Raw genomic sequence first — 13,244 nt, 5'->3', positions numbered from 1 at the left:
GATAGTACATATGCAAGTATTAAAGTGCAAAACACATCAGGTAAAGTGGTCTATAACAAAGAGATTTATGGAAACAAACAACAAAATGCTGAATCGCAAAAAGTTTCGGTCAAGGTAGGAGACTATATAGAGTTAACACATCTAGAAGGTGTGCATAGAGCTACTCTCACAAATGTAGATAATAGCAAACAAGAGAGCTTTGGAAAAAAAGCCATATATGAAGTTACAAAAGAAGGTCTAAAGAAAGTAGAAAAAATGCCAGAAGCAACAATTTTAGATGGAAATCAATTTGCATGGTCATTAAAAGGATATAGTGATAGAGAAATTGCAAAAGTAAATTATGATAAAACAGTAGAAGAGATGAAGGTAAAACTAGAAGCAGGTGTACCCCATTCCTACTTTACTAGTACGTATGCGAGTATTAAGGTCCAGAATTCTTCTGGTAACGTTCTGTACAATAAAGAAATCGTGGGAAATAAACAACAAAATGCTGAAAGCCAAACTGTGCCCGTCAAGGTAGGGGATTACATTGAATTTACCCATATAGAAGGAGAAGCAACAAAGGAAAAAACGCGAGCAACTTTAATTAACCTTGAAAATAACAAAAATGAAACCATTGGAAAAACAGCAAGGTATCAAGTTACAAAAGAAGGCTTAAAGAAAGTAGAGAAAATGCCAGAAACAACGGTTTTAGATGGAAATCAATTCGCTTGGTCATTAAAGGGATATAATGATCGAGAAATCGCAAAAGTAGAGTATAACAAAGCAACAGAAAAAATGCAGATTAAATTAGAAGCGGGTATACCCCATTCCTATTTTACTAGTACGTATGCAAGCATTAAAGTTCAAAATTCATCGGGCAATATTTTGTATAATAAAGAAATTGTAGGAAATAGACAACAAGCTGCTGAAAACCAAACCGTTCCCGTCAAAGTAGGAGATTATATTGAGTTTACTCATATAGAGGGAGAAGCACAAAAGGAAAAGACACGTGCCACACTTACTAATCTTGAGAATAGTAAACAGGAGTATATAGGGAAGAAAAGAATATATCAGGTTACCTCTATGGGATTATTAATAAAGTCATAGAGGTAACCTTAAAACTTAAATTGTAGATTTATATATTATATTAAAATCTTAACTATTATATGCATAAAAAAATGGTCAAGAGAAGATAGATTGGCGGGTATAGTATGAACATATTGAAAGGGTTTTTAATTTCTTCAATTGCAATGACAACATTTATAGGAACAGATCTGATACTACAAAATGGTAGTATTCATAGTAAAGTTTACGCTGAATCTTATAATGTCACATACAAAGAAACAAATTCTAATAAAAGAGATTCACAGGAAGAACAATTAATTGTAAAGTTTAAAAATGAAATTGACTTACCTTATGAAGATGGTATTGAGAAACGAATAAAAAATGGGGATTATGATAACAATTTAAAGAAGTTATTTTCCGAAAATACAGAACTCACTTTAAATCGTCTGTTCTCATCTGTAAATCCGATAGAGATTGAAAAGTTATCAGTACAATCTAAATCAGTTGCTAATGAATCAGCTAATAATTTATTAAATTATTATATTGTACAAGCTCCTAATAACATAGAAATAGAATTATTACTGAAAAAATTTGAAACATCTCCTCTCGTAGAGGAGGCTTATATACAAGAAAAACAAATTTTGACACCCCCTGAAATACAGTTACCAAATTTATCTGTTAATCCGTACGATGATCCTAGATTTAAAAATCAAGGATATCTTGAAGCGGCACCAAAGGGAATTAATGCCTCGCATGCTTGGAGCATTAAAGGTGGTGATGGGAAGAATACAACTTTTGTGGATATGGAATACGGATGGTTATTGAACCATGAGGATTTAGTCAATAAAAATATTAAGCTTATGTCGGGACAAAATATAAGCCAGCATAGAGCTCATGGTACTTCTGTATTAGGAATTGTTTCATCTGAAGATAATCAAATTGGAAATATTGGAATTGCACCAAAAGCAAATGTAAAAGTAATATCCCAGATTAGGGATAATGGAATTTATAATACAGCGGATGCTATTTTAAGTGCTGTACATAATTTACAAGCGGGAGATATTCTTTTATTAGAGGCACAAGCTTCGTATGATGGGTATGGGGATAAATATTTACCTGTAGAAGTACATCCAGATATTTTTGATGCAATTCGTGTTGGTGCAGATAAAGGGATTATTATTATAGAAGCTGGCGCAAATGGTTCAAACGACTTAGATAATTTTAAAGATCGTAATGGAAAAAAGATCTTAAATCGAAATAGTCCAGACTTCAAGGATTCAGGTGCTATTATGGTTGGGGCGGGAACATCAACTGTTCCACATAAACGTTTATGGTTTTCAAATTATGGAAGCCGATTAGATGTATATGGATGGGGAGAAAATGTTGATACAACATCAGCAAATCCAAGTCAAAATACTACAAATTTATATACATCAACATTTGGTGGAACATCAAGTGCTTCACCAATTATTGCTGGAGCAGCAACTTCGATTCAAGGTATTGCTAAAGAACATCGAGGTTCTCCGTATACACCAGCCGAATTAAGAAATATCTTAAGTAATCCAAATACAGGAACAAAATCTCAAGATCCGTGGAATGATAGAATAGGTGTTTTACCTGATCTAAAATTTATATTAGATAACTTAGGTTTTAATCCAGATATACCGAACTCTTCTAATATTTTAGAAGGAAAGCAGTTTGCATGGTCGCTGAAAGGGATTGGAGATTTTGAATTCGCAAAAGTAAATTTAAATAAATCAACAGAAGAAATGCAAATTGATTTAAAAGCAGGTGTACCACATAACTACTTTGATAGTACATATGCAAGTATTAAAGTGCAAAACACATCAGGTAAAGTGGTCTATAACAAAGAGATTTATGGAAACAAACAACAAAATGCTGAATCGCAAAAAGTTTCGGTTAAGGTAGGAGACTATATAGAGTTAACACATCTAGAAGGTGTTCATAGAGCCACTCTCACAAATGTAGATAATAGTAAACAAGAGAGCTTTGGAAAAAAAGCCATATACGAAGTTACAAAAGAAGGCCTGAAGAAAGTAGAAAAGATGCCAGAAGCAACAATTCTAGATGGAAATCAATTTGCTTGGTCGCTAAAAGGAATCAGTGATTTTGAGTTTGCAAAAATCAATTTCAATAAGTCGACAGAAGAAATGCAAGTTGATTTAAAATCAGGCATACCACATCATTATTTTAATGAAACATATGCGAGTATTAAAGTACAAAATGCATCAGGGAAAGTAGTATACAATAAGGATATTTACGGAAACAAACAACAAAATGCTGAATCGCAAAAAGTTTCAGTCAAAGTAGGAGATTATATAGAGTTAACACATCTAGAAGGTGTGCATAGAGCTACTCTCACAAATGTAGATAATAGTAAACAAGAGAGTTTTGGAAAAAAAGCCATGTACGAAGTTACAAAAGAAGGCCTGAAGAAAGTAGAGAAAATGCCAGAAACAACAGTTTTAGATGGAAATCAATTTGCGTGGTCTTTAAAGGGATATAATGATCGAGAAATCGCAAAAGTAGAGTATAACAAAGCAACAGAAAAAATGCAGATTAAATTAGAAGCGGGTATACCCCATTCCTATTTTACTAGTACGTATGCAAGCATTAAAGTTCAAAATTCATCGGGCAATATTTTGTATAATAAAGAAATTGTAGGAAATAGACAACAAGCTGCTGAAAACCAAACCGTTCCCGTCAAAGTAGGAGATTATATTGAGTTTACTCATATAGAGGGAGAAGCACAAAAGGAAAAGACACGTGCCACACTTACAAATCTTGAGAATAGTAAACAGGAATTTGTGGGTAAGAAAAAAACATATCAAGTTACTCCTACGGGATTATTAATAAAATAGATTAAAAGGATGTCTAAAAAAATAGAATTTTTTTGGACATCTTTTTTATTATTAAAAAAGCATTAATTATTGATAGTGATGTATGATGAATTCTATAGGCCCATTAAATATTATATATATCTATACATAATCAAAAAATTAAGTTATAACTAATGTTCCAAGGATCGACACATCTATTTTTGTTTAATCATGTTATACTTTTCACAAGTGAAACGCTACAATATCAAATCCTAGTTTTATGACATCCTTCTGTTGCCACAGTCTATAAAAGGTCAATTCCATTGGGGTTGACTTTTTATAGTTGTAGCAGAAAGCTATAAACGTCCATATTTTTTTATAGGATAAATGTTGTAATTTCACGTACCGTACTTATGAATATATAAATAAGTACAACAAACATTAGTCTATATGTAGCTTTTATGGTATATAACTTTTAAATAGATAATATTTGATATTCTCGTGATATTTTAAATTATGATTAAAAGAAAAGACAGTAAAAGTAGTTTGTTAATACATAAAGTTATTGGTAATATTTAGTGGTTAATCGAAGTGTTGTTAAAAGCATGAATAGAATTAATACACCAAAATTGAAGAACTAAGGCATATCATTGTGAAGATGTTCACAATGATATGCCTTAGTTCTCCAAAATTATTTCAAAAGGAGGTTATAGGTAATGAAAAGAATTATAACACTGAGCACTTGTAAACTGCAAGATACTATAAAACATGGTGGATGTGGTGCATGTCAGACATCTTGTCAGTCCGCTTGTAAAACCTCATGTGGAGTTGCAAATCAAAAGTGTGAAAATACAATAAATAGATAGGGAACAATTAGTATTGTACGCTGTTATATTTTATCATTTTAGCCAAGAAGACTCCTTCCTCAAGGAGCGTGAAGAGCCCTAGCCCAGTGAGTAGGTGGGAGATGAATTGGCTTCGAACAAGGGATGACAGGAAGCCATCTTAATTGTTCGACATATAGAAAGTATTACTCCACTACCTATCGAATGTACGTTTGGTTTATAATAGTCATATACCGAAATGGAGGTGAATCAAATAATGATGAATAAAGCCTATAAGTTTCGTATCTATCCAAATCAAGCACAAGCAATTCTAATCAACAAAACGATTGGGTGTTCTCGCTTTGTATTCAATCATTTCCTATTCTTATGGGATCACGCATACAAAGAGACAGGAAAAGGCTTGACCTATGGTATATGCTCTGCAAAACTACCTGCCATGAAGAAAGAGTTTGTTTGGCTAAAGGAAGTGGATAGTATTGCGATTCAGTCGTCTGTTCGCAATCTTGCGGATGCTTATACGCGCTTTTTCAGAAAACAAAACAGCGCACCGCGCTTTAAATCTAAGAAGAACAACGTACAATCTTACACCACAAAACAAACAAATGAAAACATTGCCGTTGTAGGGAACAAAATAAAGTTGCCGAAACTAGGCCTTGTTCGATTTGCCAAAAGTCGCGAAGTAGAGGGACGTATTGTAAATGCGACTGTTAGACGCAACCCTTCTGGAAGATATTTTGTGTCACTATTAGTTGAAACAGAGGTACAAGAACTTCCTAAAGCACAGTCTTACATTGGAATAGATGTTGGACTAAAAGATTTCGCTATTTTGTCAGATGGAACACCCTATAAAAATCCAAAGTTTTTCCGATCATTAGAAGATAAGCTGGCGAAAGCACAGCGTGTTCTTTCTAGAAGAATGAAAGGATCTTCTCGCTGGAATAAACAACGAGTAAAAGTAGCTAGAATGCATGAATACATGGTAAACGCTAGAAAAGATTACTTAGACAAAATCTCAACTGAAATCATCAAAAACCACGATGTTATCGGTATAGAGGATTTGCAAGTATCCAATATGTTAAAAAATCGTAAGTTAGCAAAAGCAATTAGTGAGGTGTCTTGGTCACAGTTTCGAACTATGTTGGAATATAAAGCAAAATGGTATGGCAAACAAGTTATTGTCGTATCGAAAACATTTGCTTCCAGCCAATTATGTTCTTGTTGTGGATATCAAAATAAAGACGTTAAAAATCTAAACCTACGTGAATGGGACTGTCCTTCTTGTCGTACACACCATGATAGGGATATTAACGCAAGCATCAATCTAAAGAATGAAGCGATAAGGCTTCTAACCGCAAGGACTGCGGGGCTAGCCTAATCAATTAGAGTTCGATAGAACTCTTTACTTAGGAATCCCTAACTTTTAAACGAAGTGAAAGTGGGGGTAGTTCAAGAAAAAGGAGTTTGATTATCCAGTATGATTCATCAATATAAATTAAATGGATACAATATCGTATTAGATACTTATAGCGGGTCGGTACATGTTGTTGACGATCTTGCTTATGAAATAATTATGCTATATGAGAATACTCCTATGGAAGAAATCCTGTCAATGATGCAGGAAAAGTATAAATATGATTTCCACGTTTCCGAGGAGGAAATTCGAGAAACAATTGCGGATATTGAAGAACTAAAAAGAGATGGGAAGCTTTTTACCGATGATGATTATAAGGACCTTTCAATTGATTTGATAAATCGTCCCACTTATGTGAAGGCTCTTTGCCTTAATGTCGCACATACATGTAATCTGTCGTGTGAATACTGTTTTGCTAGCCAAGGGAAATACAATGGAAATAGGGCCATCATGATTTATGAAGTTGGAAAAAGAGCCATCGATTTTCTATTAGAAAACTCAGGTAATCATCGAAATCTCGATGTTGATTTTTTTGGTGGGGAGCCACTCATGGCGTGGAAGACTGTCAAACAGATTGTCGCCTATGCAAGAAATAAAGAAAAAGAGTACAAAAAAACTTTTCGTTTTACCTTTACTACAAATGGTATGCTGCTTAATGATGAAATTACTGACTTCTTGAATCAGGAAATGCACAATGTTGTATTAAGCCTTGATGGAAGAAAAAAAGTTCATGATTATCTACGTAAAACTGTCAATGGGAAGGGTAGCTACAATTATATCGTTCCAAAGTTTCAGGAATTTGTTGAAAAGCGTGGAGATAAAGAATACTATGTACGTGGAACCTATACTCATAATAATGTCGATTTTACCAATGATATTTATCATATCGCTGATCTAGGTTTTAATAAGATCTCAATGGAACCAGTTATCTGTAATCCACGAGAACCATATGCGCTCGGTGAAGAAGATCTTTTGGAAATTTACAATCAATATGAAATTCTCTCGAAGGAAATGCTAAACAGTGAGGAAAAAGGCAACGGTTTTACTTTCTATCATTACATGCTTGACCTTTCAGAAGGCCCATGTGTTCAAAAGAGAATTTCTGGTTGCGGTTCTGGAACTGAATACCTTGCTATTACCCCATGGGGGGAGATATTTCCTTGTCATCAGTTTGTTGGGGAAGAAGAATATAGTATGGGTAATATCTGGGATGGCATTACAAAAACAGAGATACAGTCTCAATTTAAGGAGAGTAATTGCTATTCAAAACCGGAATGTCAGGAATGTTGGGCACAGCTTTACTGTAGCGGCGGTTGCCCAGCTAATACCATACATGCAACGGGTTCCCTTAAGGGAACACATGAGTTTAGCTGTAAAATCTTCCGCAAGAGGATAGAATGTTCTATGATGGTTAAAGTAGCTCAATCCATTAGAGCTATGAAGAAGGAAGAACAAGCCATAGTTCAGTAAATACAAAAGTGCACAAGCGTTGTTATAGCATAAATTTATAAAGATAGTTACAAACAAAAATTCTTTAGTCCAGTTTAGAATAAATGAGTTTAAAAGAAGATAGCCATTTGTAATGGCTATCTTCTTTTGTAAAAAATATATAATTTATTCAATTATTTTTTCGATAACAGGCATAACAGCGATTGGTGGAATAGAGTGGGTCCATCCTACGGAAAATATATTTAGTTTTTCACCTACGCTATAGTTATCTTTGCTAGTAATAGGAACACGTAAAATTTTATTCTGAGAAGCTAATTCCCACCAATTATTTTGATAAGAAAGTGCCTCCTCTTTTGTATTAGTGTCAGCTACAACCAAATAATTATCATCTGCTGAAATAACATATCCAGTGAAAGGTATCTGTATTCTTACTTGTTCTTCCTTAATAGGAGTAGGATTACTTATAGAATCTGCCGAAGTAGGAGTTAATCCGAAAGCTAATCCACATCCTAGCGTCAGAGTGGTAACCACTGTTACTAATTTTTGTTTTTTTGAAAACATAATATAAATCCCCCTTATATTTTATCCGTACACCATCACCTTTCTATTTTTTATATAGAAAGCCTTTTTATATCCCTAAATTTAACAATTATGTCACGGATAATCCATTGTTTTTTTAAATGGGTATTATTTAAAGATAACATATGTTATAATTCACCAAATTAAATATTAATTGTACCTGTATCTTCTAGTGAACATATATTTTTGAAAAAAATAATAGCGTTATCTTTTGTAAATGTTCTTATTTGCATGATTACCTAATTTTTATGTACAATAAAGAAAAGAGAGTTTCTTAGACAGGAAGAGGAAAGTCATGACCAAGTCATTAGTAAATTTACGAATTGATTTTGCTTTTAAGCAATTATTTGGGACAAGTGGTAGTGAGGATATTCTTATCACATTTTTAAATGTCATGCTAAAGAATTCATTAGAATCACCTATTATGTCACTACAATTAGAGGATCCACATTTACATCGAGAACACGAGGATGATAAATTATCAATTTTAGATGTCTCAGCCACGTTAGACACAGGTACTAAAGTAAACGTAGAAATTCAGCTGAATAATAATCACGACATGATTAAACGAAGTTTGTATTACTGGGGTAAATTATATACTTCACAGTTACAAAAAGGGATGCCTTACAGCTCTCTTAGTAAAACAATTACTATTAATTTGTTAAACTTCGTACTTTTTCCCGAATATGAGGAATTTCATACTACGGGAAAGCTATGGAATGTACAACAGCAAAAGCAGTTTAGTGATGATATAGAGATTCATGTTATAGAGCTTCCTAAGCTAATGGAACAATGGCGGGAAGAGAAAGTTAATCCGTGGGAAGATTCATTTGTTCGTTGGCTGTTATTACTTCCGGCAAATGAAGATGAACACCTAACTCAAACATTGGAGGACATTGCGATGAATCAAGATCCGATTTTACAAAAAGCAATGAATAAGTGGGAGCGAATGAGTCAAGATTCGACATTCCGACAAGCCTATGAAGCGAGGGAAAAAACCCTAATGGATGAAGCTGCAAAGTTTGCTCATGCAGAGGAGCAAGGAATCAAAAAAGGTATTGAAAAGGGTATTGAAGAAGGTAAAAAAGCCGAACGTATACAATTGGTATGTGGTATGTATAAAAACGGAATGTCTGTAGAGGATATTGCGAAATTTACGAAGTTACCTATAGAAGAAATAAGAGAAATTATCCAATTATAAATAAAAAAAGAACACCTACAGCATTTGTAGGTGTTCTTTTTATGACCAATAATGCCCAAAATTATTAGTTGATGTATCGTCAGGAAAATAAGAATTTACAAGATTAAATATTTTTTAAAGAACTATATATGGCTGCTACCTTAAATACATGATCTGTATTCCATCATAATATTGTTAATAATTGTTTGGACGGGCAAAATCTCTTTGACTTCATTTACTCGTGCACCTGCGAAAACAAGACCATTTTCACAATCACCATCCATAGAGGTTATCAAAGAATCTAGCGTGCAGAAACGATAAGAACAGTTTTTTAAGCAATTTATACACTTTTTTATTTTTATCTTTTTATTATTATCAGCTATTAATTTAGTAAAGTTATTTTTAACCGCACGACCCTGGAGACCGACAGTTGTTTTAACTAATGTAGTATCTTCTAATCGAGCATTTATATATTTTTCCTTAAAGGATAGTGGAGCGTCACACTCATTACTTGCAACGAACCTTGTACCCATTTGCACACCAGATGCACCCATTTTTAAGGCATGCGCAATATCTTTCCCAGTCATAATTCCTCCAGCAGCAATTACGGGAATTTTGACTGCCGCAACTACTTCCGGTAATATATCGAATAAAGGTCGATCGGTACCCAAATGTCCTCCTGCTTCATGCCCCTCTACTACAACAGCGGCCGCACCCAAGCGTTCAGATAATCTAGCGAGTTTGGCTGAGGATACTATTGAAATAACTGGTATGTCGGCATTTTTCCCCCAAGTATACATATCTCGTGAAATGCCAGCACCAGATATGATGAAATCAACTTTTTCTTCAATGGCTGCTTTCATTTTTTCAGCAAAATCATTCATTGCAAAAAGAACATTTACTCCAATATAACCAGTATTCCGGATCTTTTCTTTCGCCTTCCTAATATGCATTCTCATTTCATCTATGGAAATACCAGTTCCTGATATAATCCCAATTCCTCCAGCATTTGCAACTGCAGATGCAAGTTTACTTAATGAAATGCCTACGCCCATTCCTCCCTGCATAATTGGGACCTTTGGCATCATATGACCGATTTTTAATTGTGGAAAGTTCAAGTAAATACCCCATTTCATTAATGTTATTAGAGTAGATCTGTTAAACCCTCTCAGTTTAACACAGTGCTTGGAACAAACACTAGGAAATTAATACCTACTACTAGTAGTTTGTAATGTTTTTTGCTGATTTTCACAAAATGTTCGAATAGTGCGCTATAAACTTTAGAATAATATCAAATGTATATTTAGGCTTCTGGATAAAAAAACAATGAAATTTAGATTTTCTAATAAAAAATGTCTTTAAAGAATTGATTTGTCAAAAATGAAGTGGGATGTAATCATTAATTATTTTGAGTGGGGATATGAACAGAGCTAAATAGAAATTTATATCCTTTTTAATAAAAGGAATTTTTGTATTATAAGTGTTAAATAATCATTAGTTATAAAGGGAAAAATCTATGTTTTTAGTAATCTACATAATTGGATTAGAGACAATTAGATGTGCAGTACATTTTAGAGGTATTAAATATCAATATTCCAAAAATCTTGATAATCAATATGCTTATCAAATTTTTTTAGTATTCTAATGATTTTAGTTGCAGATGTTAAAGTGGGAATACGATCCTTTTTATTTGCTAAATCACTTATCAGAGATTTACTTAATCCAGTTCTTTGTACAAGCCATTGTTGTTTGATTCCTCTGTGATCTAAATACTCTCCAAATGGAGTTCTTTTTTTTCCTAGACCAAACATAAAGAATCCCTCCTAATTAAAAATAGCGTATAAATAGCTTGTACAAAATTCCATAAATTTAAACTTTTGTCCATAAATATGGAATTATAATTTAGAACAAAGCATAGAATAATATAAATAAAATGAAAAAATATGGAATAATTTTGAGGAATCTAGCATTCATAGTAATAGCTACAAGTTGCTGATACACTATCCTAATGGCAACTTGTTGCAAAGGGTATTACTAAAATAAAAAAATCTGAAATTCCTTACGTCAGAAGGATCTTCAGATTTTTTCTTTTTTAGATCTTTAATCTATAGATACGTATTTTATAGATTATTATGCATAATATGGCGAATGAATAGAATGAATCATCTGTTTATATAGTTTAATCGACCTTGTCACTAAGCATATAAATCTGTTTTAGATATGGTGAAAGGAAATATTAACAAAAAATGTGAAATTAGCGGATCAAACAAAGGACGCTTAAAAATTTCGCCACCTTTCGGTGGCTTTTTATTTGTGCTTATAGTGTGGGGACTGGATGTATCGGAGGTGATAAATGTAAAGAAGCAGAAAAATGCCCACATTGTTATTCCATGCAAGATGCTTATTTTTCAGCTATAGTTTCTTATCGTGTACTGTATAATGGCAAAGATATTAGAAAAATTGGCTTGGGTTGATACCGTAATCAACATGTATCTGTAATTTCCAATCTTATAATTTGATTACCTATATGACGGCTCTTCAAAATGTATTAACGGTAATGGAAATTACAGGTGTGAAGGTACAAAATAAAAAAGTAAGAGCATTAGAAGTATTAGAGAAGGTAGGGCTCACAGAAGTAGAAGCGAAACGAAATGTCTTACAATTAAGTGGCGGGCAACAACAACGTGTAGCAATTGCTCGAGCGCTATCTTGTAATATCGATTTACTAATTACGGATGAGCCAACAGGAAACCTCGACGAAGAAACCGTGAAAATGATAAAAAACTAGTTAATTATGTTCCAAAAAATATATGATTAATCTAAAAAGGAATGGAGATAAAAATCTCCATTCCTTTTTAGATAGGTAATTTAAGCCTTATTTAACAGCCTCTTTTAAAGCTTTTCCAGCTTTAAATGCAGGTACTTTTCCTCCTGGGATATGCATTTCTTCGCCCGTTTGAGGATTGCGTCCAGTACGTGCAGAACGCTCACGTACTTCAAATGTACCAAATCCAATTAACTGTACGGATTCCTCTTTTTGAAGAGATTGTGTGATTTGATCTAGGACAGCTTGTACAGATGCGGTAGCATCTTTTTTAGTAAGTAATGTTTTCTCGTATACTTGGTTAATTAGTTCTGCTTTATTCATTATGAACCTCCATTAAATGATATTTATTAATTTAATTTTATAGTATTTTTTTCAAGAAAGGGGCAAAGTCTATAAAAATATAACATTAAAAGGTGGAAGATAATCTTCCAGTTTTGTAAATGAGGATATTAAATGAGATTGACAAATCGAGACTACAAATGTAATCTAAACATAAGATTACATTTGTAGTCTTATGTTTAGATTACATTTGTAGTCTTATGTTTATTTAATGATATCCCTATTTTAAGTAATTCATTCCAATATTAGAAAAGAGGTTGCGAATTTAAGATTACAAATGTAGTATTGACTTTAGGATTACATTTGTAATCAAAGGAAGGAGGAAATTGGAAACGTGAAAAAAATACCTAAGATATCTGAAGCTGAGTTAGAAGTAATGAAAGTCCTTTGGTCAAAATCTCCGCAAACGGCAAATGAAGTAATTCAAGCTCTTGAAGGACAAATGGATTGGAATCCAAAAACAGTTAGAACATTAATCAATAGGTTAGTTCAAAAACAGGTTGTTTTTTCTCAGCAGAAAATAGGAAGAACGTACATGTATGGTCCTTTAATCTCACAAGATGAATATTTACAAGTAGAAACTAAATCTTTTATTAAGCGTTTTTACGGTGCTGCTTTGAAACCTTTGCTTGTTAATTTTTTACAAGATGAAAAGCTAACTTCAAAAGAGATTGATGAGCTCAAGCGTATTCTAGATGATAAAAGTAATCAAAAAGAGGGAGAATAA

The 13,244-nt window shown here is 33.2% G+C and carries 11 protein-coding genes and 1 pseudogene; 8 read left to right on the top strand and 4 right to left on the bottom strand.

The window, feature by feature from the left end:
* The 5 genes from MRP26_RS30130 to scfB form a co-directional block, all read left to right on the top strand.
* Positions 1-1,089: putative mucin/carbohydrate-binding domain-containing protein (locus MRP26_RS30130; RefSeq protein WP_276576203.1), on the top strand; the 1,089-nt coding region annotated here is incomplete at its 5' end.
* Positions 1,090-1,193: 104 nt separating this feature from the next.
* The gene (locus MRP26_RS30125) at positions 1,194-3,929 is read left to right on the top strand and encodes a putative mucin/carbohydrate-binding domain-containing protein (RefSeq protein ID WP_242807476.1); all 2,736 of its coding nucleotides are present in this window, start codon (positions 1,194-1,196) and stop codon (positions 3,927-3,929) included.
* A 674-nt stretch (positions 3,930-4,603) separates the two neighbouring features.
* Entirely contained in the window at positions 4,604-4,753 is a 150-nt protein-coding gene (scfA, locus tag MRP26_RS30120) for a six-cysteine ranthipeptide SCIFF (RefSeq protein ID WP_000821352.1), read from the top strand.
* 235 nt (positions 4,754-4,988) lie between these two features.
* Entirely contained in the window at positions 4,989-6,107 is a 1,119-nt protein-coding gene (gene tnpB, locus MRP26_RS30115) for an IS200/IS605 family element RNA-guided endonuclease TnpB (protein ID WP_242807474.1), read from the top strand.
* A 99-nt stretch (positions 6,108-6,206) separates the two neighbouring features.
* Positions 6,207-7,613, top strand: a complete 1,407-nt coding sequence (gene scfB, locus MRP26_RS30110; protein WP_242807472.1) for a thioether cross-link-forming SCIFF peptide maturase — start codon at positions 6,207-6,209, stop codon at positions 7,611-7,613.
* 144 nt (positions 7,614-7,757) lie between these two features.
* On the opposite strand, the gene MRP26_RS30105 is transcribed toward scfB, so the two are convergent.
* Positions 7,758-8,153, bottom strand: a complete 396-nt coding sequence (locus MRP26_RS30105; RefSeq protein ID WP_000491772.1) for a DUF3221 domain-containing protein — start codon at positions 8,151-8,153, stop codon at positions 7,758-7,760.
* A 313-nt stretch (positions 8,154-8,466) separates the two neighbouring features.
* Between MRP26_RS30105 and MRP26_RS30100 the strand changes: the two genes are divergently transcribed.
* Positions 8,467-9,372 (top strand): Rpn family recombination-promoting nuclease/putative transposase, encoded by a 906-nt coding sequence (locus MRP26_RS30100; protein WP_242807470.1) that lies wholly within the window; start codon positions 8,467-8,469, stop codon positions 9,370-9,372.
* Between the two features lie 140 nt (positions 9,373-9,512).
* On the opposite strand, the gene MRP26_RS30095 is transcribed toward MRP26_RS30100, so the two are convergent.
* Together MRP26_RS30095 and MRP26_RS30090 are read right to left on the bottom strand one after the other, a co-directional pair.
* Entirely contained in the window at positions 9,513-10,487 is a 975-nt protein-coding gene (locus MRP26_RS30095; RefSeq protein WP_144489013.1) for an NAD(P)H-dependent flavin oxidoreductase, read from the bottom strand.
* 444 nt (positions 10,488-10,931) lie between these two features.
* Positions 10,932-11,162 carry a helix-turn-helix domain-containing protein gene (locus tag MRP26_RS30090; RefSeq protein ID WP_000467334.1) on the bottom strand — a complete coding sequence of 77 codons (231 nt, stop codon included), beginning with the start codon at positions 11,160-11,162 and terminating at the stop codon, positions 10,932-10,934.
* Between the two features lie 618 nt (positions 11,163-11,780).
* Between MRP26_RS30090 and MRP26_RS30085 the strand changes: the two are divergent.
* A pseudogene (locus MRP26_RS30085) lies at positions 11,781-12,130 on the top strand (ATP-binding cassette domain-containing protein); the annotation flags it as partial.
* 96 nt (positions 12,131-12,226) lie between these two features.
* Here the strand turns inward: MRP26_RS30085 and MRP26_RS30080 are convergent.
* Positions 12,227-12,499: an HU family DNA-binding protein gene (locus MRP26_RS30080; RefSeq protein ID WP_242807468.1), complete on the bottom strand. Its 273-nt coding sequence runs from the start codon at positions 12,497-12,499 to the stop codon at positions 12,227-12,229.
* A 394-nt stretch (positions 12,500-12,893) separates the two neighbouring features.
* On the opposite strand from MRP26_RS30080, the gene MRP26_RS30075 reads away from it, so the two are divergent.
* The gene (locus tag MRP26_RS30075) at positions 12,894-13,244 is read left to right on the top strand and encodes a BlaI/MecI/CopY family transcriptional regulator (protein WP_276576205.1); all 351 of its coding nucleotides are present in this window, start codon (positions 12,894-12,896) and stop codon (positions 13,242-13,244) included.

This window comes from Bacillus sp. CCB-MMP212 (genome assembly GCF_022748145.1).
Lineage (GTDB): Bacteria > Bacillota > Bacilli > Bacillales > Bacillaceae_G > Bacillus_A > Bacillus_A cereus.
Note: the sequence above shows the minus strand (reverse complement) of the source record. Positions and strands in the feature narration are given on the sequence as shown.